This is a genomic window from Paenibacillus sp. CECT 9249, assembly GCF_918697855.1.
Taxonomy (GTDB): domain Bacteria; phylum Bacillota; class Bacilli; order Paenibacillales; family Paenibacillaceae; genus MSJ-34.
In genome coordinates this window covers 158,413-183,217 of record NZ_CAKKLI010000006.1, presented here as the reverse complement: position 1 = coordinate 183,217, position 24,805 = coordinate 158,413, and the positions used below count along the sequence as shown (strand labels likewise).

At 53.3% G+C, this 24,805-nt stretch carries 25 protein-coding genes and 1 other annotated feature; of the genes, 19 read left to right on the top strand and 6 right to left on the bottom strand.

From position 1 onward, the window contains the following. Positions 1–9 precede the first annotated feature (9 nt). The 8 genes from ccsA to LQ229_RS08030 all read left to right on the top strand — a co-directional run bounded on the left by ccsA (position 10) and on the right by LQ229_RS08030 (position 8,645). Complete coding sequence (gene ccsA / locus LQ229_RS08065) at positions 10–837, top strand: cytochrome c biogenesis protein CcsA (protein ID WP_216540447.1); 828 nt, start codon at positions 10–12, stop codon at positions 835–837. Between the two features lie 5 nt (positions 838–842). Beyond that, on the top strand, positions 843–1,508 hold the full coding sequence (locus LQ229_RS08060; protein ID WP_216540446.1) for a bifunctional precorrin-2 dehydrogenase/sirohydrochlorin ferrochelatase: 666 nt from the start codon (positions 843–845) through the stop codon (positions 1,506–1,508). A 51-nt stretch (positions 1,509–1,559) separates the two neighbouring features. Beyond that, a complete protein-coding gene (gene hemC, locus LQ229_RS08055; protein ID WP_216540445.1) occupies positions 1,560–2,498 on the top strand; it encodes a hydroxymethylbilane synthase in 939 nt (312 codons plus the stop codon). Positions 2,499–2,504: 6 nt separating this feature from the next. Further along, positions 2,505–4,043, top strand: coding sequence for a uroporphyrinogen-III C-methyltransferase (gene cobA / locus LQ229_RS08050; RefSeq protein WP_216540444.1), 1,539 nt, complete (start codon positions 2,505–2,507; stop codon positions 4,041–4,043). Positions 4,044–4,065: 22 nt separating this feature from the next. Further along, complete coding sequence (gene hemB / locus LQ229_RS08045; protein ID WP_230191387.1) at positions 4,066–5,064, top strand: porphobilinogen synthase; 999 nt, start codon at positions 4,066–4,068, stop codon at positions 5,062–5,064. A gap of 21 nt (positions 5,065–5,085) precedes the next feature. Then, positions 5,086–6,381 (top strand): glutamate-1-semialdehyde 2,1-aminomutase, encoded by a 1,296-nt coding sequence (gene hemL, locus LQ229_RS08040; protein ID WP_216540442.1) that lies wholly within the window; start codon positions 5,086–5,088, stop codon positions 6,379–6,381. 5 nt (positions 6,382–6,386) lie between these two features. After that, positions 6,387–7,220, top strand: coding sequence for an RluA family pseudouridine synthase (locus LQ229_RS08035; protein ID WP_216540468.1), 834 nt, complete (start codon positions 6,387–6,389; stop codon positions 7,218–7,220). Between the two features lie 135 nt (positions 7,221–7,355). Next, entirely contained in the window at positions 7,356–8,645 is a 1,290-nt protein-coding gene (locus tag LQ229_RS08030) for a LysM peptidoglycan-binding domain-containing protein (RefSeq protein WP_230191386.1), read from the top strand. 81 nt (positions 8,646–8,726) lie between these two features. On the opposite strand, the gene LQ229_RS08025 is transcribed toward LQ229_RS08030, so the two are convergent. Both LQ229_RS08025 and LQ229_RS08020 read right to left on the bottom strand, forming a co-directional pair. Continuing rightward, positions 8,727–8,891: a hypothetical protein gene (locus LQ229_RS08025; protein WP_216540440.1), complete on the bottom strand. Its 165-nt coding sequence runs from the start codon at positions 8,889–8,891 to the stop codon at positions 8,727–8,729. Between the two features lie 106 nt (positions 8,892–8,997). Beyond that, on the bottom strand, positions 8,998–9,303 hold the full coding sequence (locus tag LQ229_RS08020) for a hypothetical protein (protein WP_216540439.1): 306 nt from the start codon (positions 9,301–9,303) through the stop codon (positions 8,998–9,000). Between the two features lie 49 nt (positions 9,304–9,352). Further along, positions 9,353–9,635, top strand: a binding site (T-box leader). 60 nt (positions 9,636–9,695) lie between these two features. On the opposite strand from LQ229_RS08020, the gene LQ229_RS08015 reads away from it, so the two are divergent. The 3 genes from LQ229_RS08015 to murC are packed head-to-tail and all read left to right on the top strand — an operon-like array spanning position 9,696 to position 15,176. Continuing rightward, positions 9,696–12,365, top strand: a complete 2,670-nt coding sequence (locus LQ229_RS08015) for a valine--tRNA ligase (protein ID WP_216540438.1) — start codon at positions 9,696–9,698, stop codon at positions 12,363–12,365. 29 nt (positions 12,366–12,394) lie between these two features. Beyond that, positions 12,395–13,774, top strand: a complete 1,380-nt coding sequence (locus LQ229_RS08010; protein WP_230191385.1) for a folylpolyglutamate synthase/dihydrofolate synthase family protein — start codon at positions 12,395–12,397, stop codon at positions 13,772–13,774. 7 nt (positions 13,775–13,781) lie between these two features. After that, entirely contained in the window at positions 13,782–15,176 is a 1,395-nt protein-coding gene (gene murC / locus LQ229_RS08005; protein WP_216540436.1) for a UDP-N-acetylmuramate--L-alanine ligase, read from the top strand. A gap of 70 nt (positions 15,177–15,246) precedes the next feature. Here murC and LQ229_RS08000 read toward each other — a convergent pair whose 3' ends face one another. The 4 genes from LQ229_RS08000 to LQ229_RS07985 form a co-directional block, all read right to left on the bottom strand. After that, complete coding sequence (locus LQ229_RS08000) at positions 15,247–15,876, bottom strand: YitT family protein (RefSeq protein ID WP_356710033.1); 630 nt, start codon at positions 15,874–15,876, stop codon at positions 15,247–15,249. 66 nt (positions 15,877–15,942) lie between these two features. Continuing rightward, entirely contained in the window at positions 15,943–16,959 is a 1,017-nt protein-coding gene (gene spoVAD, locus LQ229_RS07995; protein WP_216540435.1) for a stage V sporulation protein AD, read from the bottom strand. Between the two features lie 4 nt (positions 16,960–16,963). Further along, positions 16,964–17,440, bottom strand: coding sequence for a stage V sporulation protein AC (spoVAC, locus tag LQ229_RS07990; RefSeq protein ID WP_216540434.1), 477 nt, complete (start codon positions 17,438–17,440; stop codon positions 16,964–16,966). A 32-nt stretch (positions 17,441–17,472) separates the two neighbouring features. Beyond that, entirely contained in the window at positions 17,473–18,333 is an 861-nt protein-coding gene (locus LQ229_RS07985) for a DUF421 domain-containing protein (RefSeq protein WP_216540433.1), read from the bottom strand. Between the two features lie 210 nt (positions 18,334–18,543). Here LQ229_RS07985 and LQ229_RS07980 point away from each other — a divergent pair, with 210 nt between their 5' ends. The 8 genes from LQ229_RS07980 to minC all read left to right on the top strand — a co-directional run bounded on the left by LQ229_RS07980 (position 18,544) and on the right by minC (position 24,801). Next, positions 18,544–18,750 carry a DUF1657 domain-containing protein gene (locus LQ229_RS07980; protein ID WP_216540432.1) on the top strand — a complete coding sequence of 69 codons (207 nt, stop codon included), beginning with the start codon at positions 18,544–18,546 and terminating at the stop codon, positions 18,748–18,750. A 130-nt stretch (positions 18,751–18,880) separates the two neighbouring features. Next, positions 18,881–20,071 carry an SPOR domain-containing protein gene (locus LQ229_RS07975; protein WP_230191384.1) on the top strand — a complete coding sequence of 397 codons (1,191 nt, stop codon included), beginning with the start codon at positions 18,881–18,883 and terminating at the stop codon, positions 20,069–20,071. 151 nt (positions 20,072–20,222) lie between these two features. Then, on the top strand, positions 20,223–20,822 hold the full coding sequence (locus LQ229_RS07970) for a Maf family protein (RefSeq protein WP_230191383.1): 600 nt from the start codon (positions 20,223–20,225) through the stop codon (positions 20,820–20,822). A gap of 30 nt (positions 20,823–20,852) precedes the next feature. Further along, on the top strand, positions 20,853–21,542 hold the full coding sequence (radC, locus tag LQ229_RS07965) for a DNA repair protein RadC (RefSeq protein WP_230191382.1): 690 nt from the start codon (positions 20,853–20,855) through the stop codon (positions 21,540–21,542). A 52-nt stretch (positions 21,543–21,594) separates the two neighbouring features. Then, a complete protein-coding gene (locus LQ229_RS07960; protein ID WP_230191381.1) occupies positions 21,595–22,629 on the top strand; it encodes a rod shape-determining protein in 1,035 nt (344 codons plus the stop codon). A gap of 3 nt (positions 22,630–22,632) precedes the next feature. Continuing rightward, complete coding sequence (gene mreC, locus LQ229_RS07955; protein ID WP_230191380.1) at positions 22,633–23,505, top strand: rod shape-determining protein MreC; 873 nt, start codon at positions 22,633–22,635, stop codon at positions 23,503–23,505. A gap of 5 nt (positions 23,506–23,510) precedes the next feature. Beyond that, positions 23,511–24,032 carry a rod shape-determining protein MreD gene (mreD, locus tag LQ229_RS07950; RefSeq protein ID WP_230191379.1) on the top strand — a complete coding sequence of 174 codons (522 nt, stop codon included), beginning with the start codon at positions 23,511–23,513 and terminating at the stop codon, positions 24,030–24,032. Between the two features lie 109 nt (positions 24,033–24,141). Then, positions 24,142–24,801, top strand: a complete 660-nt coding sequence (minC, locus tag LQ229_RS07945; protein ID WP_216540425.1) for a septum site-determining protein MinC — start codon at positions 24,142–24,144, stop codon at positions 24,799–24,801. Positions 24,802–24,805: the final 4 nt, after the last annotated feature.

Here is a 24,805-nt window from a genome sequence, read left to right as displayed (position 1 = left end):
GTGGCCGGCATGGTTTCGCAAAGTTGGATATACGATGTCATTATTTATATGTACGCCCTGAGCCTTCTGTTTTTTTTCCCGGACTTCGTCGGCAGAAATCCGAGATCGAAGCGGATGGGTACAGGGCTGCTTGCTTTCGTATGGGTGCTGCAAACGGCCTTGCTTGTCTGGAGGGTGTTCGGACAGTCGGGGCCTTTTGAATTATCCAGGCTCGAATTTATGTTTGCCTTCTCCTGGGTGCTCGTCACCGTATCGCTGGCGATCACTCTTTTATTTCGCATCGATTACAGCGTTTTTTTAATCAATATCGTAGGGTTTGCCATGTTAGTTTTGAATTTGTTCAGCGGGCCGATCGGCGAAGAAAGGCTGGAAAGTTGGGAAATCGCACAAAATTTCCTTGTTTTTCACGTCGCTTTGGCCGTCTGCAGTTTTGCGGCGTTAACGGTCGGGACGATATTCGCCGGAATGTACGTCTATCTGCACCGGAAATTGAAAGGGAAGCAATGGTCCGACCCGGTGCGCAGGCTGCCCAGCCTGGAGAAGATCGACCGTTATTGCTACTTGTCGCTCGTTATCGGAACGCCGTTATTGATTATGTCGCTCGTCGTAGCCGTCGCTTCCGTCTTTTCGGCAGGCCGGTTGGAGCTGCTGCTCGACCTGAAAGTGTTATCGACCTTGGCGGCACTTATTTTATATCTTTTTTACTTTTTGAAACGGTTTTATTTGCGGCTTCCCGGCAATCGATTAGCCTATTGGACGTTTATCTGTTATGCGGTTATGGTGATGAACGTTGGAATTAACGCGTTGTCGACGTTTCATCATTGGATGGGAGAGTGAGCGAATTGAGCGGTAAATCGGAAAGCGCGCCGTTGTACCCCGTTATGCTGCAGCTCAAGCATCGGCGGTGCGTCGTCGTTGGCGGAGGGGCGGTGGCGGAACGGAAAATCGAAGGGTTGCTTGCCGCGCAAGCCGATATTGTCGTCATTAGTCCCCGGTTCACTGAGCGGATCATTGGCTGGATCGAAGAAGGAGCCGTTCAAGGAATTGCGAAGCGTTACGAATCGAAAGACGTCGCAGGCGCCGCCCTTGTGTTCGCCGCGACCGACGACGGCGAAGTAAACCGGGCCGTTGCGGCGGATAGCCGCGCATCTGGCATTTTCGTCAATGTCGCCAGCGAGGCGGACGACGGCAATTTTACGAATCCGTACGTCATGCGGCGGGGAAAGCTCGTCATTTCCGTCTCCACGTCAGGCGCGAGCCCGATCGCCGCGCGGCGCATTTGCGAAGACTTGGAGGAAAGGGACGCTGCGGATTACGAGACGTACATCGCGGTTGCGGAGCGGTTTCGAACCGTCGCAAGGCGGACGGTGGGCGATGCGCAGCTGCGCAGGCGATTGGCGAGAACGTTTATGCAAATCGATTGGCTTGGCCAAATCCGCGAAGGCCTGTATCGTCCGTGGACGGACGCGGAGATGCGGCGCTGGATTGCGGAACGGCTCGATGAATGATATCGTAAACGAAACAGTACAATGAAGCTATGGCTTTTCAGGAGGAATAGGATGCGGACGATCGTTGTAGGTACAAGGCAAAGCGCCCTGGCGCTTACGCAAACGGGGCAAATGGTGGAGCGATTGCAAGAGATATGCGAGCAGGCGGGACTTTCTTTTCGGTTTGAGACTCGCAAAATCGTAACGAAAGGCGATCGTATTCTGGACGTTACGTTGTCCAAAGTCGGAGGCAAAGGATTGTTCGTGAAAGAAATCGAACAAGCGCTGCTCAGCGGCGAGATCGATATGGCGGTACATAGTATGAAGGATATGCCGTGGGAGCGGCAAGAAGGGCTGACGAACGGAGCGGTGCCGCGGCGCGTCGATCCGCGCGACTGCCTTATCGCCAGAGACGGACGACCGCTCCAGGACCTGCCGCAGGGGGCAAAGGTCGGCACGAGCAGCTTGCGGCGGGCGAGCCAATTGAAGCATTACCGTCCCGATTTGCAGATCGAGTCGATCCGGGGCAACATCGATTCCCGGCTGCGCAAGCTGGAGACGGAAGGATTCGACGCGATCGTGCTTGCGGCGGCAGGGCTGTTGCGCATGGGCTGGCAGGAGCGCATTACGCAATATTTGCCGGAAGATATTTGCCTGCCGGCCGTCGGACAAGGCGCGCTCGGCATCGAATGCCGCAGCGATGATACGGAAGCGCTCGATTTGCTGCATCGCTTGAACGATCCGGTTACGGAACGGACGGTACGGGCGGAAAGAAGCTTTCTCGGCGTGCTGAACGGGGGATGCCAAGTGCCTATCGGCGCGTATGCGACGATCGTAGGCGACTCGGCCGACTCGGCGCTTGAATTGACGGGAATGGTCGGCACGGCGGACGGCGGGATCATCCTGAAAGAAACGCTCCGGGGCGGCGATCCGGAGAAGCTTGGCGAGCAGGTGGCCTCCCGATTGATCGCGCAAGGAGCGGATCGCATATTGGCCGAATTGAGGGGATAACGGGAAATGAATAAGGGGAAAGTTTATCTCGTCGGCGCAGGTCCCGGAGATGCCAAACTGATTACTGTGAAGGGCCTGCAATGTATTGAGCGGGCGGATGTCGTCGTCTATGACCGGTTGGCATCGCCGCGGCTGCTGAAGCATATGAAGCCGGGCGCCGACAAAATTTACGTGGGCAAGCTGCCGGACAGGCATACGATGAAGCAGGAGGAAATTAACCGGCTGCTTGTCGATTTGGCATTGCAAGGGAAGACGGTAACCCGGCTGAAGGGGGGGGACCCGTCGATCTTCGGCCGGGTCGGCGAAGAAGCGGAGTTGCTGGCGGAACATGGCGTGCCCTTCGAAATCGTCCCGGGAGTGACATCGGCCGTCGCCGTTCCCGCCTATGCGGGAATTCCGGTGACGCACCGTGACCTTGCCTCTTCTTTATCGATTATTACTGGGCATGAAAGTCCCGATAAATTGGATCGGTCGATTTATTGGGAGAAAGTGACGAACGCGACCGGGACGCTCGTGTTTCTGATGGGCGTCGCCAAAATCGGATATATAAGCGAACAGCTTATGCGCCACGGAAGGCCGCCGCATACGCCCATAGCGCTTATTCGCTGGGGAACGAGGGCGGAGCAGTCGACGCTCGTCGGAACGCTCGAAACGATCGCGGATCAGGTGAGGGAGGCTCGCTTCCAGCCGCCGGCCGTCATCGTCGTCGGCGATGTCGTACTGCAGCGCGAGAAGATGCAATGGTACGAGCGTATGCCGCTATTCGGCAAGCGCGTGCTTGTCACGCGCGCACGCGAGCAAGCAAGCGAGCTCGCGCAGCTCATCGAAGATTTGGGCGGCGAGCCGGTGGAATATCCGGTCATTGCGACCCGCCCTCCCTCGCGGGAAGAGGCGAGACGTTCGCTGCAAGAGGCGTTGGGGCGTTTGGATCGATATGATTGGGTTATTTTTACTAGCGTTAACGGTGTCGACTATTTTTTCCGCCATTTGCGGGAACAAAGGGCCGATATCCGGGCGCTGCACAAAGCGCGAATCGTTGCGGTCGGTCCCAAAACGGCCGAAGCGCTTGAGGAGCGCGGCTTGACGATCGAGGAGCTGCCGCAGCGGTATCAGGCGGAAGGCATATACGACGCTCTCGCCCCAAACTTGCGTCCGGGGCAGCATGTATTGCTGCCGCGCGGCGATTTGGCGCGGGCATGGTTGCCGGAACGGCTGCGGGAGGCGGGACTATTCCCTGTAGAAGCGCAAACGTACGAAACGGTCATCACGGACGAGAACGACGAGGAAGTATTGGAATTGTTGCGCAACCGCGACATTCATATTATTACGTTTACAAGTTCTTCAACCGTCAAAAATTTGCTTGCCGTATTGAGACGAATGGGCGTCGACCGTCCCGCGGAACTGCTGGCGGGCATCGACATCGCCTGCATCGGGCCGGTTACGGCGCAGACGGCGGCGGAAGCCGGGCTGAGAGTGACGGCAACCGCAAGGGAATCCACCGTGCCGGCGCTTGCGGAAGCGTTATGCGCTATAGGAAGGAACTAAACCATTAGGAGGAATGACAGATATGAGCTTTCCGATTGTGAGACATCGCCGTTTGCGCCAAACGGCGGCCATTCGCCGCATGGTGCGCGAAACGACGCTGACGGTGGACGATTTCGTCGCGCCGTTGTTCGTTACCGATGGCAGCGGCGTTCGAGAAGAAATACCGTCCATGCCCGGAGTGTACCATTGGTCGCTCGACCGGATGGATCAAGAGTTGAAGGAAATTGTCGAATTGGGCATTTCCGCCGTTCTGTTGTTCGGAGTGCCCGAATCGAAAGATGCGCAAGGATCGTCCGCCTTCGCGGAGAACGGCATCGTACAACAGGCGACGCGCCGCATCAAATCGTTGTATCCCGACCTGCTCGTCATCGCGGATACATGCCTGTGCCAGTTTACCGACCACGGTCATTGCGGGCTCGTTCATGTGCATGACGTCAACGGCCGGCCGCACGGCGAAGTGCTTAACGACGCCTCGCTCGAATTGCTGGTTCGGACGGCCGTTTCGCAAGCGAAGGCGGGAGCGGACATCATCGCGCCGTCGAATATGATGGACGGCTTCGTGCAAGCGATACGCGCCGGATTGGACGAAGCCGGCTACGATCATGTGCCGATCATGTCCTACTCGGTGAAGTACGCGTCCGCATTTTACGGCCCGTTTCGCGAAGCGGCTCATTCTGCGCCGCAATTCGGCGATCGGAAATCGTACCAGATGGATCCCGCCAACGCACGCGAAGCGTTGCGCGAATCGGAATCGGATGTGCGGGAGGGCGCGGATTTCCTTATGGTTAAGCCGGCCATGGCTTACATGGACATTATTCGCATGCTTAAGGATCAGTTCGATCTGCCGGTCGTGGCGTATAACGTCAGCGGCGAATATTCCATGGTAAAGGCGGCGGCGCTGCAAGGATGGATCGACGAAGAAGCGGTTGTGCTCGAAATGCTGACCGGCTTGAAACGCGCCGGCGCAGACGTGATCATTACGTATTTCGCGAAAGACGCGGCGAAATGGTTGAACCAATAGACGGACAAGGAGGAGGTAAGGATGAGTATGCAGAAACGGAAAGACGAACGTTCCAAAGCGGCGTTTGCCGAAGCGAAGCGCTATATTCCCGGAGGGGTTAACTCTCCTGTCCGCGCCTTCAAATCGGTCGGCTTAACGCCGGTATATATGGACCGCGGCGAAGGATCGCATGTTTACGATATTGACGGCAACCGATTTATCGATTATATCGCTTCATGGGGCCCGTTGATTATGGGACATGCCCATCCGGAAGTCGTGGAAGCGATCCAGCGGACGGCCGCGAAAGGGACCAGCTTCGGCGCGCCGACCGAATTGGAGACGCTGATGGCGAAGTTAGTCTGCGAGCGGGTGCCTTCGGCCGATATCGTGAGGATGGTAAACTCAGGCACGGAGGCGACGTTAAGCGCGATTCGCCTCGCCCGCGGATATACGGGCCGAAGCAAAATCGTCAAATTCGAAGGCTCGTATCACGGACACTCGGACAGCCTGCTTATAAAAGCGGGCTCGGGCGTAGCAACGCTTGGGCTGCCGGATAGCCCCGGCGTCCCCGAAAGCGTGGCCGCCCAGACGATTACGGTGCCGTATAACGATATAGAAGCCGTCAAGATCGCGTTCGAGCGATTCGGCGAGGAAATCGCCTGCGTCATCGTTGAGCCGATCGCCGGCAATATGGGCGTAGTGCCGCCGCTGCCCGGCTTCCTTGCCGGATTGCGCGACATTACGACGAGATACGGCAGCTTGCTTATTTTTGACGAAGTGATGACAGGGTTCCGCGTGCATATTCATTGCGCGCAAGGATTGTACGGCATAACGCCGGATTTGACCTGTCTCGGCAAGGTAATCGGCGGCGGGCTGCCGGTAGGCGCTTATGGAGGCAAACGCGAGATCATGGAGCAAATCGCTCCGGCCGGGCCGATTTATCAAGCGGGCACGTTAAGCGGCAATCCGCTCGCGATGGTTGCCGGCTATACGACGCTGCAATTGCTTCAGCCGGACGTATACGAACGTTTGGAACGATTGTCGGCAAGATTGCAATTGGGATTCGAACGCAATGCGCGGGAACTCGGCGTTCCTTGCACAATCAACCGCGTCGGTTCCATGGTCTGCCCGTTTTTCACCGATATTCATGTCATCAATTACGATACGGCGAAAACTTCGGATTTGAATCGTTTCCGCGCTTACTTCGCGGGCATGCTCGATGCGGGAATAAGCCTCGCTCCGTCGCAATACGAAGGAATGTTCGTCTCGGCCGCGCATAGCGAGGAAGATATCGATGCTACGATCGAAGCGCATTATTACGCTTTGAAAAACTTATGAAACCGATGAGCGGCGTAAGAAAAGGAGAATGGTTCGAAACGGCCGCGGGGCATACGATCGCGCTGCCGGAACGGCTCCTACATAAACTGCGGCATAACGGCGGAATTCAAACGACGGGAACGCGGACGCGCTATAAGCTGTTTCCGGCGGAATCGGATGGGATTCCGCCGTTTTGGCATGAGCTGGACATTCTGTACGAAGACGATTTTTGTCTGGTTGTCAACAAGCCGGCGAATATGCTCGTTCATCCGGCGGTTCCGGAGCAGCGGCGAACGCTTGCGAACGCAATCGCTTCGTACTACGAGTGCACGGGACAGCAATTGAAAGTGCGGCATATCCACCGGCTTGACGAGAATACGACCGGCCCAGTGCTCTATGCCAAGAACGAATTCGCCCAGCTTCGACTGGACGAGGCGATGCGCTTGAAAGCGGTGGAGCGGATCTATATCGCATTCGTACAAGGGCAAGTCGCCGGCCATCTTCGCACGATTGACGCTCCGATCGGCAAAGATCGGCATCATCGCAATCGGCGCCGCGTCTCGCGGACCGGCGCGCAGGCGGTGACGCATCTGGAAGTGCTGGAGACGTACCGCACCGCTTCGCTTGTCCGGCTGCGGCTGGAAACGGGGCGTACGCACCAGATACGCGTCCATGCAAGCTATATCGGACATCCGATTATCGGCGACGAACTGTACGGCGGCTCTGCCGAGCTTTATCCCGCGCAAGCGCTGCACGGAGAAGCATTGCATTTCGCGCATCCGCTCTCCGGCGAACGGTTGCATGTCGACGCGCCATGGCCGGAATCGCTGCGTACTTTGCAATTGCGGTTGAAAGATTGAAAAAAGATGGCATGCTCCTCCCTTCCGGGCATATAGATAAATAGTAGCGATGATAAGAGGTTGCTCCGTCCGAAAGCGACTCGTCGCTGAAAACGGGCAATATCCAGTTTGATATGCAGAAGGGAGGACTCCGTATTGTTTGATCAATCTTACGGATTGCGATTTGACATTTATGAACGGGTGCATCTGTCGGAAGATGTAGTAGGGATCGAGGAACTCGAAGAGATCGAACTTGTGCCCCACATTCAGGTGGTTCCGCTCGGAGAACAGGCGACATTGCGCGGTAATTTGCTGCTTGCGACCGTTTATAAAGGCAACGACGAGGAGAAGAGTACGCAGACGTTGGAACATTGGATTCCCGTGGAAATAACGCTGCCGATGAATCGTGTGCACCAATTGGAAGATATTTCGGTTGAAATCGAGAACTTCGATGTCGATTTGTTGTCTAACCGAACATTAAACATTACCGGCGTGCTTTCGCTCAAAGGAATCGAGATGATCCAGCACGAAACGCCCGCATGGGCCCCGGAAGAGTTTACCGTATACCATCAAACGGCCCAGACGGATCAGGCGGAACAGGCAGAACAATCCGAACACGCGGAACAGCCCCATTCGCAACCTCCGATCGAGAGCTTTGCCGCGGAGACACGTCCCTCGTTCGAACCGCAATGGGAAACCGAAACTTTCTCCTATTCGGATCAAGCTTTCGTGCAAGAAGAGCCGTCTCAGGCGGAATTCCCGGACCCGTACGCAGCCGTTCAGCGGACCGAGGATCGTATGGAAGAGCAAATCAAGTTCGGATTCGAAGCGGAACCCGAACCCGAACCCGTTCTGCACACGCATTCCTTTCAACCGGACAAGGAATGGCCGAGGGACTTGATCGCGGAGGAGGCCGGCAGAAATGCCGAGGAGCCGGAGGAAGCCGCAGTGGCCGAGTTTGCTGCGATTCCGGAACCCGAGCCGGAACCTGTCGAGATCCGGGAACCGGAACAGGAAGATGCGAAGAGCGAAGCGATCGTGGAAGCCGCTGCGCCGCCGGAAGAAAAGAAAGAAATGAAAGTGGCGCTGAGCGCGAAAAAAGAGCCGCAAGGCGAATCGGAACAACAAATCGGACTGATGACATTGCTGCACTCCAGCAATGCGCAAAAACAGTTGGAAACCCGAAACGCCGTGGAAGAGTTGGAAGCTCAAGCGGAGCAGCTCAAATCCGCTTCTTCAGGGGACGATTTGGAATGGAAAAATTTATTTTTAAGCAAACAAGATGAGAAAAGCGCTTTCCGTAAAGTGAAAATGTGCATCGTCCAGCGGGAAGAAACGCTCGATATGATCGCGAGCCGATATCATCTGAACCCGCGCGAAATTATGCTGTACAATCGTTTAGACGAGCAAAACTTGTCGGAAGGACAAGTAATTTATATTCCGTAACGAAGCGAAAAACCTCCTGCCGCCTTGCGTACGTGAGCGTACCCGGGGCAGGAGGTTTTTTTTTGCCGATATTGCGGATCATTAGTACATGTCGAGGAGAAAGCCCAAATAGATCAGAAACAGAATGAATAAAATAAAAACATCCAGTCCGGTCGGCAGCAGCAGCGTTCTTACGAATTGTATGCATATTAACGGAAAAATAACGCCTTTCACCGAATAACGGATTTTCCACCACCAGCGTTCCATGTTCACCACCACCTTAAAGTGAAGGTTCAAAAAGCCGGCAAGCCGACTTTTTCAGCAACCTCTTATAAAAAGTTTATGAATGGGACAAGATGGGATATGACACTCCTTAAAGAGGTTGTTCAAAAAGTCCCCTTTTGATCACGAAGATAAGCTGGGAGCCGACTCGACATCGAATCTTGCGTTCACCCTCGAAGAGCGTATGCTTACGAAGGATGTTTCCTCCGGAAACATTGCAGGTGCTCATGTAGGTTTTGCCTACACTCCGCTCCTCCTGAAAGTTTTGCGCAGCAAAACTCGCTTCGGAAGCATGGGCCTCGGGTTCTCGCAACCTTCTCGGTGCTGAAAAGTTGACTTTTTGAACACGCATTTGTACAAACATTTGCCATAGATCATTCATATACTGCTCATACATTGTATTGACTCCTTGGATAAAGAAAGCTATGATATAAGATGATTTATTGCTAAAAACGTTGAAAGGGAATAGTAGGCAATCAACCCTTCAGAGAGCGGAACCGGTACGCTGTGAAGTTCCGCAGGATGTAGTTGCCGAAGTCGCCCCGGAGTTGTTTGCTCGATCCTTGTTCCACGGCAGCGCGCAAAAATCGAAGGCGTTGAAATAGCAAGGCGAAAGCGAACCGGCCGCAGCCGTTATCTGTAAGAGTGTCGCGTGCATCGGCGATTTGCGCCCCTTACTCGCATGCGAAACAAAGGTGGTACCACGGAAGATAGCCTTTCGTCCTTTGAGACGAGGGGCTTTTTGTATTTTTTGAAGCTTGCTCAATGATGAAAACGGAGGTAGTTATCATGTCAGAAGCGAATCAAACCCAATCGACAACCGCCATGCCGACGACGTACGATCCGAAAGCGGCGGAGCGCAAATGGTACGAGTATTGGCTGAAGGGACAATACTTCAACGCGGGCCGGCGCCCGGACGCCGAAACGTATACGATCGTCATTCCGCCGCCGAACGTAACGGGAATGCTGCATATCGGGCATGCGCTCGACTTTACATTACAGGATATTCTGATCCGCACGAAACGGATGCAGGGATATGACGCGTTATGGCTGCCCGGTTCCGATCACGCCGGCATCGCCACGCAAACAAAAGTGGAGCAGAAGCTGCGCGAGGAAGGAAAAAGCCGCTACGATCTCGGCCGCGAGAAATTTCTCGAGAACGTATGGCAATGGAAGGAGCTTTATGCGAACACGATTCGCGAGCAATGGGCCAAGATGGGCTTCTCGCTCGATTATTCGAGAGAGCGGTTTACGCTCGACGAAGGGCTGTCGCGCGCCGTGCGGGAAGTGTTCGTCAAGCTGTACGAAAAAGGATTGATCTACCGCGGCAAATATATTATTAACTGGGATCCCGCGGCACGCACCGCGTTGTCGGACATCGAAGTGGAATATAAGGAAGTTCAAGGCCATTTGTATCATTTGCAATATCCGCTGAAAGACGGAAGCGGTTCGATTACGGTAGCGACGACGCGTCCGGAGACGATGCTCGGCGATACGGCGGTTGCCGTTCATCCGGAGGACGAGCGCTACAAGCATATGATCGGCCGCATGCTCGTGTTGCCGATCGTCGGCAGAGAAATTCCGGTGATCGCGGATGAATATGTCGACAAGGAGTTCGGAAGCGGCGCTGTGAAAATCACTCCCGCCCACGATCCGAACGATTTCGAAGTCGGGCTGCGGCATGATCTTCCGCAAATTACCGTAATGGACGAGAGCGGAACGATGAACGAGCATGCCGGCAAATACAACGGCCTGGACCGTTCGGAATGCCGCAAGCAAATCGTCAAGGATTTGCAAGAGCAAGGCGTGTTGATCAAAATCGAAGACCATCTTCATCAAGTGGGGCATAGCGAACGAAGCGGGGCTGTCGTCGAGCCTTATTTGTCCACGCAATGGTTCGTCAAAATGAAGCCGCTCGCGCAAAAAGCGATCGAGGCGCAAAAATCCGGGCAAGGAGTCCGCTTCATACCGGACCGTTTTGAGAAAATTTATTTGCATTGGATCGAAAATGTGCGCGATTGGTGCATCTCCCGCCAATTGTGGTGGGGGCACCGAATACCGGCATGGTATTGCAACGATTGCGGAGAGATGCATGTGTCTATAGGCGATGCGGCCGTTTGCGCCAAATGCGGAGGCAGCAGCCTGAGGCAGGACGAGGACGTGCTCGATACGTGGTTCAGTTCGGCGCTATGGCCGTTTTCCACGCTTGGATGGCCGGACCGAACGGACGATTTCAAACGTTATTATCCGACGAACGTGCTCGTGACCGGATATGATATTATTTATTTCTGGGTTGCGCGTATGATCTTTACCGCATTGGAGTTCACGGAACAGATTCCGTTTAAGGACGTCATGATTCACGGACTCGTGCGCGACGCCGAAGGCCGCAAAATGTCGAAATCGCTCGGCAACGGCATCGATCCGCTTGAAGTGATCGACAAATACGGCGCCGACGCCATGCGTTATATGATTTCCACCAGCAGCACGCCTGGGCAAGATTTACGTTTCCGCCTTGAAAAGGTGGAACAGGCGCGCAATTTCGCCAACAAAATTTGGAATGCGTCGCGGTTCGCCTTAATGAATTTGGACGGATTCACTTACGGCCAAATCGACATCGGCGGCGAACTCGGTACGGCCGACCGCTGGATTTTGCATCGGTTGAACGAGACGGCGCGCGACATTACCCGGTTGATCGACAGCTATGAGTTCGGAGAAACCGGCCGGTTGTTGTATAATTTCATTTGGGACGATCTATGCGACTGGTATATCGAATTCGCCAAGCTTCGCCTTTACGGCGAAGACGCCGATGCGAAGAAGAAAACGCAATCCGTACTCGCCTACGTGCTCGACCGTACGCTGCGTATGATCCATCCTTTCATGCCGTTTATTTCGGAAGAAATTTGGCAGCATTTGCCGCATGAGGGCGAAACGATTACGCTCGCTCCATGGCCGGTATACGATGCGGCGCTGGAGGCTCCTTCCGCGGTGCGCGAGATGAATCTGCTCATGGATATCATTCGCGCGGTACGCAATATTCGGGCCGAGGTTAACGTTCCGATGAGCAAGAAAATCGAATTGATCGTCAAACCTTCGGACGAGGAAACGAACCGCATTATTTCTCGCAACGCGGAATATGTTCGCCGTTTCTGCAACACGTCCAAATTCGAGGTCGATCCGGGCGTTGCCGCGCCGGATAAAGCGATGACCGCGGTCGTCACTGGGTTGGAACTGTATTTGCCGCTGTCCGGATTAATCGATATCGAGCAAGAGATCGCCCGTCTGGAGAAAGAATTGGCCCATTTGAACAGCGAAGTCGAACGGGTCGACAAAAAATTGGCGAACGCCGGATTTGTCGCGAAGGCGCCGGCGAAAGTGATCGAGGAAGAAAGGGCGAAGCAAAAAGATTATTCGGATAAACGCGATAAGGTGTTGGCGCGTATCGCAGAATTGCGCGGGTAATGCCGCAAGACGAAAAGGATGGGGTAACAATGGCTGACATCAACGGGGCTGTCGCGGCAGCCCCTTTTCAAACCTATGAAGAAGCGGTACGTTGGATCAACGGATTAATACCGTTCGGCATTCGCCCAGGCTTGGCGCGAATAGAAATGTTGATGGATTTAATGGGAAACCCGCATCGCAGATTGAAGTTTATTCATGTTGCCGGGACGAACGGCAAAGGATCGACATGCGCTTTTTTGACGCGAATTTTATGCCAGAGCGGCTACGATGTAGGGACGTTCACCTCGCCTTACATCGAGAAATTTACGAACCGGTTTCAATATAACGGCCAGGATATCCCTGAGGAAACGCTCCTGCGCCTAACGAACGAATTGAAGCCGTATGTGGACGAAGTGGCCGCTACCGAATTGGGATCGCCCACGATGTTTGAAGTGTCGACGGCTCTTGCCGTATTATATTTCGCCAAGGCAACTTTTCCCGATTATGTAGTTTGGGAGACGGGTCTTGGTGGAAGACTGGATGTAACGAACATCGTCGTTCCCGTGATTTCCGTCATTACGAATATCGGTCACGATCATATGGATGTGCTGGGCGATACGATCGAAGAAATCGCGGCCGAGAAAGCGGGAATCATTAAAGCCGGCGTGCCGGTCGTCAGCAGCGCGGAACAGCCGGAAGCGATCCGCGTGCTGCGCGAAACGGCGCAAAGCCGCAAATCTACGCTTTACTTGGCGGAAGAACAATATCGTTTCGAAACGATCCGTTCGCAAGAGAACGAGCAAGTTTTCACTTTTGTCGGTCCGTTCCGCAAACTGGATCATGTCGTCATCCGCATGAACGGGGAACATCAGATCAAAAACGCCGCCGCAGCGTTAATGGCGATTGAAGTGCTGCGGCAATATTACGCGCTTATCGTGGAAGACGACGATTTGTACAAAGCGCTTGCGGAGACGGCCTGGGCGGGACGCTTGGAAATGCTCGGGACGCGGCCGCGTCTGCTTGTGGACGGCGCGCATAATCCCGAGGGCGCGGAAACGCTGGCCAAGGCGCTCCAAAGCACGTACCGTTATAACAAATTGCATCTGATGCTAGGGATGTTGTCGACGAAGAATCATATTGATGTTTTACGGCATATACTACCTATAGTGGATACGCTTATCATAACCGAGCCCGATTTCCGCAAAAAGATGAAGGCCGAAGATTTGCTGGCGATCGTCCGGAACGTAGCGGACGAGATTTCGCGCCCGGATCTGAACGTGACAGTTGAACCGGACTGGAAAGAAGCGTTGCGAAAGTTGACGGAAATAACGTCCGACGAAGATTTGGCGGTCGTAACCGGAACGCTATACTTAATCGCCGATGTTCGTTCGCATATCTTGTATCAGACCGATTCTGAAAAAGGTTGGTGAGTCTTTGTTGAATACAGTAGAACATGTTCATTTTATCGGCATCGGGGGCTACGGGATGAGCGCCATTGCTCGGGTTATGCTGGAAATGGGATATACGGTTACGGGTTCCGACGTAGCCGCGCAAGATTTAACGGAGAAATTGGCGGCCAAAGGGGCGAAAATTTATATAGGACATACGGCGGGCAACGTGCAAGGCGCCGATCTGGTCGTTTATTCGACCGCGCTCGCAGGAGACAATGTGGAAAGAGTGGAGGCCGAGAAACAGGGCATCCCGATATTGCATCGTTCGCAAATGCTGGCCCGTTTGCTGAATTCGCGCAATGGGGTCGCTGTGGCGGGCGCCCACGGCAAGACGACGACTTCGTCGATGATCGCCCTTGTGATGGAGGAATGCAATTACGATCCGACCTATATTATCGGGGGAGAAATTATGAACGTCGGCACAAACGCGAAAGCGGGGAAAGGCGATTATGTCGTGGCTGAAGCGGACGAGAGCGACGGATCCTTTCTGCAATATCATCCGACGCTGGCTATCGTAACCAACATCGAAGCCGATCATCTGGAAAACTACGGCGGAGATTTCGCGAAGTTGAAGCAGGCCTATGTCCGGTTTCTGAATCAAGTGAAAGAAGGCGGCAAAGCGATCGTATGCGCGGACGACGAGACGCTGCAGGAAATGCTTCCTACGGTCAAAGGCGAATATATAACGTACGGAATCGACCGGCAAGCGGATTACACGGCAACAGACGTCGTTCTGGGCGATAGAAAGGTTAATTTCACGTTCTGCTACCAGGGCGTTCCGCTCGGTCCGATCGAATTGTCCGTGCCGGGCCGCCATAACGTGTATAACGCCATGGCTACGGTCATTACTTGCATGCAGGCGGGCATTCCGTTTTATGCGATTCAAGGCGCGATCAAGCTGTTTCGCGGCGCAAAGCGCAGATTTCAAGTGCTGGGCGAAGTGAACGATATATTGGTCATCGACGACTACGCCCATCATCCGACGGAAATTCAAGCGACCATCCAAGCGGCGAAGGCGACGGGCAAACGGATTGTCGCCGTATTTCAGCCGCAGCGCTATTCCCGCACCTTCTTTTTGCTGGATCAATTCAGCCGCGCCTTTGCGGACGCGGATGAAGTCATCATAACGGACATCTACTCCCCCGCGGGAGAAAAGCAGATCGAAGGCGTCCATAGCGCCAAATTGGTCGAATTGATCGTGCAGAACAGCAATCGAAATACGAAATATATTCCGACCAAAGAAGAGGTGCTGAGCTATTTGAGCGACAGCGTGCGTCCCGGCGACCTGGTGATTACCATGGGAGCGGGCGATATTTGGAAAGCCGCGGACGGGCTCGCCAAAACGCTGAGAGCGCAAATGGACGGCAAGCAGCTTCAGTAATTCAAATGGACGGTCCCCATCGTTGAACGAAAGGGGGCGGTCCTTTTTTTGTTGGTTTTCACGCCGCTGTTCAACCGAAGCGCCGATGTCCGGCAGGCGGTCCCGAATGCAGCGTATTGCGGTTCAAACAGCATAGTCCGGTTACGATTCCGCCGACGAATATCGTAACGACGGACAGCAGAAACGTTTCCGCGGAGAAAAGCATGCCGCCCAAAGTGACGATCATCCCGTCGATAATAAAAATCGTAAAGCCGACATTGACCAAATAATAGTCGGCAATAAATTTGGCGACCAAGTCCGTCCCCCCGGTACTGGTTTCGTAACGAAGCATCACGCCGAGGCCGCCCCCCATGAAGATGCCGCCGATCGCGGCGCTCATCAACGGACTTAGTTTCACATAGTACGTAAAGTAATAAAGCGACGGATAGAGCGCATCCGTAAACAGCGAGGAGATGAGCATGCCCGGGAAGCTTAAATAAAAATAAGGACGGTACCGGAACCATGCCAGCATAAAAATCGGAATGCTGCATACGATCATCGTCAGTCCGACTTTGGCGCCCCATAAATATTTGGCAATTAAGGCGATTCCGATAATTCCTCCGTCCAAAATGCTGAAAGGAATCAGAAAATAATTAATTCCGATCGCGATCATTAAGCTCCCCGCAATGATCGCCAACCACCTTTTGAGCGATCGCAACAAACATCAGCCCCCGTCCCGAAAATGCAGGATGAATTCCCTATTGCATACTTGTCTATTTATATGCAGTCAAGCGTCCGCATATTCGATGGACACCGCATGTGCGATGCAAGGAATGGTTTCCCCTTGCTGGTATGACAGGGGAGACAGCAGCGCCCCGGTTGCCACGACGAGAATTCGCTTCAATTCGCCGGCGAGCAGCCGGCGAATCAGATGGCCGTAAGTGACGACGGCCGAACAAGCGCATCCGCTCGCCCCCGCCTGCACCATTTGCTTCTCGTAGTCGTAGATCATCATGCCGCAATCCTGATACGTCGTTTGGTTCATCGGAACGTTATGTTTTTTCAACAAATCGCAGGCGATCGCATAGCCCACTTTCGATAGATCTCCGGTAACGATCAAGTCGTAATGCCCCGGTTGGATTTGCAAATCCCTGAAATGCGCTTGTATCGTGTCGACCGCCGCAGGAGCCATCGCCGCGCCCATATTGAACGGATCGCTAATTCCCATATCGACGACCCGGCCGATCGTAGCCGATGTTACGGCCGGTCCCTCTCCTTTGAGCGATACGACGGCCGCCCCTGCCCCCGTTACAGTGAATTGAGCGGTCGGAGGCTTCTGCGAGCCGTATTCCGTCGGATAGCGGAATTGTTTTTCGATGCCTGCGTTATGGCTGCAAGTGCCGGCAAGCGCGTATTTCGCCGAACCTGTGTTGACCATAAGCGAAGCGAGGGCCAAGCTTTCCATCGAGGTCGAACAAGCGCCGAAGACGCCGAGATAAGGAATGCCGAGCGTTCTGGCGCTAAAGCTGCTGCTGATGATTTGATTGTTCAAGTCGCCGCCGACATAAAATTGGACTTGCTCTTTCGTTAACCCGGCATTCTCGATCGCCAACGTCGCCGCTTCTTCCATCAATTTCTTCTCCGCTTTTTCCCAACTTTTTTGCCCCATCATCAACTCGCCGTGGATGATGTCGAAATCGTCGGCAAGCGGGCCTTGACCTTCGAAGGGGCCGACAACCGTAGCCGTTCCGACAATTCTCGGTTTATTCTCGAAACGCCAGCTTTGATGCCCTTTTAACGTCATTTGGTTATCCCCCCATATTCGGATTGAAAATCCAGTGGAGAATGCCGACGATAAATGCGGCTACGGTGCCGAAGACGATAACGGGTCCGGCGATTTTGAACATTTTGCCGCCCACGCCGAGCACAACCCCTTCGCTGCGATGCTCGATCGCCGCGGAAGCCATCGAATTGGCGAAGCCCGTAACCGGAACGGCTGTGCCGGCGCCCGCCCACTGCGCAATTTTATCGTACACCCCTAGGCTGGTAAGGATGACGGAGATAATGACGAGCACGGCAACGGTCGGATTGCCCGCTTCCTTCTCGCTAAACCCGCCCCATTTGATGAACATCTGCTGTATCGCTTGCCCGATCAGGCAGATCGTTCCGCCCGACAGAAACGCCAGCAAACAATTTTTGAGCACCGGACGCGGAGGTTCGTTGCGCTTGGCCAGTTCTTTATATTCTTGCTGCACGGGCGTTAAATCTTTATTTTTGCTTGACATTGGATTTCCTCCTTAAGTATTCGCGATGCCGCTTACCGTGTAAGCAACGGTTTCATATCTTCAATGACGCCTTGCATTTGCTCCGAACATTGCCGGTATAGCTCTTTCACGCTCGCTTCGTCCGTCGACAATCCGTACAGTTCGAGATCCGCTTCGCATTTTTTCAGCGTCGCGTAGAGCGAAGCTTTTTGCATCGGCTCCGGAACCTTAATTTGGTCGTCGTACAAATCGGCATAGAATTGGCCGTAACTGTCGACTTGGCCGACAAAAACGTTATCGAGCGATACCCCCAGCTTTTTTAATTCGGTATGAAGCCATCTTCGGTTCAATCCCAACGTTGCGAGCGGTTCGTCCAATATTTTGCCGTCCATAATAACGGCTTGCGGCTCTTGTTCCGGCCCGACTTTAATTCCGAGATGTTTCGGCGTTAGAGGCTGATTCTCTTTCTTCAGCATTACGTTGAGTTCTCCGCTTGGCTCCATGACCGCAAATTCGACATCCGCCGCTTTAAATGCATTTTTTTTACGCAACAGTTCGAGCAGTTCGTCGCTGGTAATCCTCTCTTTTTTCATATTGTCGTCCATGATTTTGCCGTCTTTGATGAGAACGGTACCTTTGCCGTCAACAAAATCGCGTATTTTTTTGCTTTTTAATTGAACAAATTCGATCGCTAAAGAGACTCCTACCCATACGACCAACGATACGATGCCGAGTACCCAATGCTTTTCCAGGTCCATTGATACATAAGCTGTCAAGCTCCCGATCGTAATGCCGGTAATGTATTCGAACAGGGAGAGCTGCGAAACTTGTCTTTTTCCCAATAACTTCGTCAAGGTAAATAGCACCGCAACGGACAATAAGGTGCGCAGAGCCGTCGCTAACCATTCGGGCATGCTGATCACTCGCCTTTCGTACATGAATGTCGATGAATTCCGCTACCAGCAGTCAATAGAAAAGGTACCCTCTTTCGCCAAAGATTATTCTTGCGGCGGTGCATCGAAGTGAAATCCGCATCGCGTAAGGTTTGTCCGAACCCATCGTATGAATTGCCGCCATTACGGTTACATTATGTTTCGTTACGTGAAGAGAGGAGGTGTGAATCAATGACCGTTGGATCCCAAGTCAAAACGACGCTGGCCTCGCTGAAAGGCGCACAGGCAGACCTTGAAACGTTTGCGCTGAGCACGCAAAATCAAGAAGCGAAAACGCTGTTCGAGAATGCGGCGAAAACGACGCAGCAAATCGTTCAACAAGTGGAAAGCCGCGTTCAACAGTTGGAAAACGAGGAGCCGCAATACAAAGGGTTTTAATGCGCCGACGAATCCCGACGTCATGGATTGCAAAGATGTCGGGATTTTTGCGTTCCCAAATCTATCATAATTTCTTCGACTCTATCATAGAGTGAAAATAGAAGAATGGACATGGAAGAGAGGGATTTGCATGAATAAAGCAAAGATGACGTTCCGCTTTGACGAGCCGAACCGCAAGCCTGCGAATAACGCGGCGATGCAGGAACAATCCGAGACGAAAGTCGTTTCCTTGAACGAATATAAGAGCGATTACGGTGTATGGAGCTCTCCGCAAGACGAGCTCGATGCGATCGAGCGGGAAATCCGCGAGTCCGATCGGATGCCGCAAATTCCTGCCGGGAAAGAGCGGCCGGAACAAGACGGGAAAGAAGAACGGGACACGATTGTTTGGGATGGCGAGACGGGCTATGTCGAGGTGGACGAAACGTGGAAGGGGGGCAGCTACCGGACGCCGGGAAGCCCTTCATGGTTCAAAATATTCATATCGGTAACCGGCGCAATCGCGACAGGCGCCATATTCGGATTCGTCGTATTATCGCTGTTTAACGGGGACGTGCAAATTCCGGGGTTGGACAAGCTCGTCGCCGACGATGTGAAAACCGGCGCAGCAATTGCGCCAAGCGGCCGGACGGATGTGAAACAGGCCGATCCCGAGGCGAAGGAAGCCGCAACCGTACAGACGCAGCCGCTAAGCGTCGCCGTCGACATTCCGGCCCAAAACTATTATATGCTCCAATACGGCGTCTTCAGCGGCTTAGAGGGCGTCAATCAGGCGAAGCAAGAGCTGCAGCAGAAGGGACTTGCGGCATACGCCGATACGGGAGACAAAAACAGGGTATACGCCGGCGTCGCCGTGGCGCGGGAAGACGCGATGCTGCTTACCCAGCAATTTAAAGCGCAAGGAATCGAATTTTACGTACGGACGGTCGAACTGCCGGCCATAAGCCAAATGACTTATGCGGGAGACGCAAAGCAAGTGTCCCAATATTTCGAGCAGTCCGCGGGCATGGTTCGATTGTTGAACGATGTGGCGATCGCGCGGCTCATGGAGAAGGAACCGAAGGCGTTAAGCGAATCCCAACTGCAAGCGATCCGTAACGAGCATCAGCGCTGGACCGAGCTCGAGAGCAAGGCGCAGAGCGGATTGCCGGCCGAAGCGAAGGAACTATGGTCGCAAATGACGAAAGCGATGAACAGCGCCGTCGTTGCGATGAACGAATATAACAAAAAAACGTCGGAAACCCATTTATGGGAAGTTCAATCCGCGATGATGGATTATATTATGCTGGAAAAATCTTTCCTGGAGACGATCGGGACGTAAACATGCCTGTCATCCTCCGCAAAATGCCGGGGAATGCGGAAAATCCGGCAGTGTACCGCTTAATGTACGCTGTCGGATTTTCGTTTGTGTTGTCGCAAAATACAAAGTATAATAGACAAAGGTGTAAAAAATTGGCGAAGGAGTTATCCGTTTGAACCATTGGAACAGTCATCTGCTAATATTAGCTTCTTCTTCTCCACGAAGGCAAGAGCTCATTCGTTCATTGGGATTGCCATTTGAAATTGTGGCAAGCGATGTCGACGAATCGACGCCTCCCGACTGGACGCCCGCGCATACGGTGGAGCAATTGGCATTGCGCAAAGCGCAAGCCGTCAGCGAACGGCTTGCGCCGCCGAACGAATCGATCGTCATCGGCGCCGATACGGTTGTCGTACTGGACGACGAAGTGCTCGGCAAGCCGAAGGACCGCGAGGATGCGGCGTCGATGCTGCGCCGGTTGCAAGGAAGATCCCATCAAGTATTTACCGGGGTCGCCTGCATCGATATGCGAACAGGACGCACCGAAGCGTCCCACCGTATGACGCATGTACGGATGAAGCCGCTCACTGAACGGCAAATCGCAGCCTACGCCGCAAGCGGAGAGCCTGACGACAAAGCGGGGGCTTACGCGATTCAAGGCTTGGGAGCGACGATCGTGGAATCGATCGAAGGATGTTATTTCAACGTCGTCGGTTTGCCGTTGTCGCTGCTCAGCGACATGCTTGCTTCATTCGGCATCGAAGTCTTATAAACGCACTATTTTGGGAAAAGAGGGTTTTGGATGGAAGCGCATAGTTATACTTTGCGCGATCTCCCCCGCGAAGAACGTCCGAGAGAGCGCTTGATGCAGTACGGGGCGAGTTCGCTGAGCAACGCGGAATTGCTTGCAATATTGCTGCGAACCGGAACGAGGCGGGAATCCGCCGTACATATGGCACAACGCATGCTGCGCCAAATCGGAGGACTACGCAATTTAGTCGATATAAGCATTGAAGAAATGACGGAAATGAAAGGAATGGGACTTGCCAAAGCGATTCAATTGAAAGCCGGAATCGAGCTGGGCCGAAGGCTTGCGCAGTCTCGTCTCAACGAGACGATAACGATACGCAAGCCGCAAGACGCGGCCGACCTGCTCTCGGAACAAATGCGTTATTTGCAGAAGGAGCATTTCGTATGCCTCTTTCTAAATACGAAAAACCATCTTATTGCACAAGAGACGCTGTCTATGGGCAGCTTGAACGCCTCCATCGTGCATCCGCGCGAAATTTTCCGCGCGGCGATCAAATGCAGCAGCGCTTCGGTGATATGCGCGCATAACCATCCGAGCGGCGATCCGACGCCAAGCGCGGAGGACATCGGTTTAACCCGGCGGTTGGTTGAAGCGGGCGAGATTATCGGAATTGACGTGCTCGATCACCTGATTATCGGAGATGGCAGTTTTATCAGTTTGAAGGAACAAGGGCTTATGTAATATAATTGAAAAGATATGAGGAACATTGATAGAGGAAAAGGAGATAAACAGCATGTTTGGTAGCTTCACGAAAGATTTGGGCATCGATTTGGGTACAGCGAATACGCTTGTTTATGTAAGAGGAAAAGGAGTTGTCGTAAGAGAGCCTTCCGTGGTCGCTCTGCGTACAGATACAAAGACGATTGAAGCGGTCGGAGAATCCGCGAAGAAAATGATCGGCAGGACGCCGGGCAATATTCGCGCCATCCGCCCGATGAAGGATGGGGTTATCGCCGATTTCGACACGACGGCGACGATGATCAAATATTTTATTCGTCAGGCGCAGAACAACCGGTCCATCTTCCCGCGGCATCCGAATGTGATGGTTTGCGTGCCTTCGGGAATTACGGCGGTAGAACAGCGGGCGGTCGAAGACGCGACGAAGCAGGCGGGAGCGCGTGAAGCATATACGATCGAAGAGCCGTTCGCTGCGGCGATCGGCGCTGATTTGCCCGTATGGGAGCCTACCGGGAGCATGGTCGTCGACATCGGCGGCGGTACGACGGAAGTGGCGGTCATCTCGCTCGGCGGCATTGTAACCAGCAGATCGGTGCGTGTGGCCGGAGATGAAATGGACGATTCGATCATTCAATACATTAAACGGTCGTATAATTTAATGATCGGCGAAAGAACGTCGGAACAATTAAAGATGGATATCGGATCGGCGCTGCCGCTCGACCAAGTGGAGTCGGTCGAAATTCGCGGCCGGGACCTCGTAACCGGCTTGCCGAAAACGCTTAGCATCACATCCGACGAAATTACGGACGCTTTAACCGATACGGTGACGGCGATCGTCGAGGCGGTGAAAGTGACGTTGGAGAAGTGTCCTCCGGAGCTTGCCGCAGATATTATGGACCGCGGCATTGTGCTGACAGGCGGAGGCGCGCTGCTGCGCAATTTGGACAAATTGCTCGCGCGGGAAACCGGAATGCCGGTGCTCGTGGCGGACGATCCGCTCGATTGCGTGGCAAAAGGCACGGGGCGCGCGCTTGAGAACATTCATTTGTTTAAATCGAAGAGCAGTCCGGCCGTTCGTTCCAAACGATAAGAGGTGTTTAAACTGTTTAAGCTACTGGGGAATAAACGTTTATTCATTTTGTTGTTGGGGCTAATCTTATTTATCGCTCTTATGGGTTTTACGCTTGGCAAGAGAAACCAATTGTCATGGCCCGAGAAGTTTATTAACGATACGGTAGCGTTTGCGCAGAACATTTTTTACAAGCCCGCTGGCTTTATAGCGGGCTTGTTTGAAGATATCGCCAATATGCGTGAGGTATACGAGGAGAATGAACAGCTGAAAATCGCGGTCTCTCATTATATCCGCGATAAAGCGAAATACAATTTTATCGAAGCGGAAAACGAACGGCTGCAAAACGAGCTCAATTTTACCGAAAACCAGAAGAAAATGTACAAATACGAGTATAAAATCGCCCAAGTCGTCAGCGCGAGTCCGGATCCGCTGAATCGGACGATTACGATTAATATCGGGGAGAAGAACGGGGTGAAGAACAATATGGCGGTCATTTCCGTCGAGGGACTCGTCGGAACGGTCAGCCAGGTGAGCCCGTTCTCGTCAACCGTCAAGCTTCTTACCGATTTGGACGAGCGCAACCCGAATTCGAATGCGATCGCCGCCACGGTCATCGGCAAGGAGAACGAGTCGTTCGGAATGGTGGAAAGCTACGATGAAGAAACCGGCACATTTCTAATGACCAAAATCGCGGAGAAGGATAAGCTCGACAAAGGCGATATCGTCGTATCTTCCGGTCTGGGAGAAGCTTTCCCGCGCGGGATGATTATCGGCGAGGTTATTTCGCGCCAGGTTGGCGATTTCGGCTTGACGCATACGGCAACGATCAAACCCGCGGCCACGTTCGGCAATTGGAAGGAATTATTCGTCGTCGTGCCGGAAATAGAGGAGTAACGGCGATGCAGCGCAAATGGTTGGTCCTTCTGTTAATCGTACTCTTTTTGATCGAAGGAACGGTCATGCCGTGGATCATCCCCGACGCATGGCAGACGAGAATCGTTCCTCATTTCGTTTTCACGGTTATATTGTTTTATGCGGTATACAGGCATCGGTACGTTGGACTCGGTTTAGGACTTATTTTCGGATTATTGCACGATATCGTTTATTACGGGCACATGATTGGAGTTTATTCTTTCAGCATGGGAATTTCGGCTTATTTGATCGGGCGGTTGACAGGCGGCAAACGGATTATGTTCGGCTGGATGATGTTTATCGTCTTGCTTGGCAATTGTTTGTTCGACACGGCCGTATTCGCCGTTTATACGCTATTTCGCGTTACACACCAGCCGTATGATTGGGCGCTGCTCCATCATATTATACCAAGTCTGTTCCTTCAGCTTTTATTTGCGCTCATCGTATACGTTCCTGTGCGCCGCGCTTTGGACGGGGATCGCAAAAAACCGGAAGAAGAAGAACAATAGTGAAGTCCCGCGGCTGCTCCGAACGCGCTTCCTACATACGGATTTTCTCGGGCATGCAGGAACTTTGCGGTGTCAGCACGAATTGAATAGATAGGAGGGACAGCCGTTTATGAGGACAAAGCATCGCGTCACGATTAAAGGAATCAAAGACGGCCTGGTGTTCCTGTTGGACGATCAATGCGAGTTTTCCGAATTGTTGGAAGAACTGAAATATAAACTGGAACATTCGCATCAAAATATATTAACCGGGCCGATTATGCATGTCGATGTGAAATGCGGTTCGCGTGAAATGTCCGAGAACCAGCGTGAAGAGATCATAAATATTTTGAAGCAAAAAGGGAATTTGTTGATCCGTTCGGTCGAGTCGGACGCGGCCGCGCCCGCGGAGGATTCCGGGGACCGTATTACAATTATGACGGGAATGGTCCGATCCGGACAAGTTATGCATCATGACGGCCATTTGCTGTTTCTCGGCGATGTCAATCCGGGGGGAACCGTTACATGTACGGGCGACATTTATATTATGGGAAAGCTCCGGGGAATGGCGCATGCCGGGTATAACGGCAACGAAGACGCGATTATCGCCGCTTCCCAATTAACGCCGACACAGCTTCGAATTGCCGACGTGATCAGCCGCCCGCCGGACGAGTGGGGCGACGCCGACTCGAATATGGAGTTCGCTTATTTGAAAGACGGGGCTATGGAAATCGACAAACTTACGAATATCACTCGCTTGCGTCGCAATAGCCAACTTTTTAAAGGGGTGTAGAACG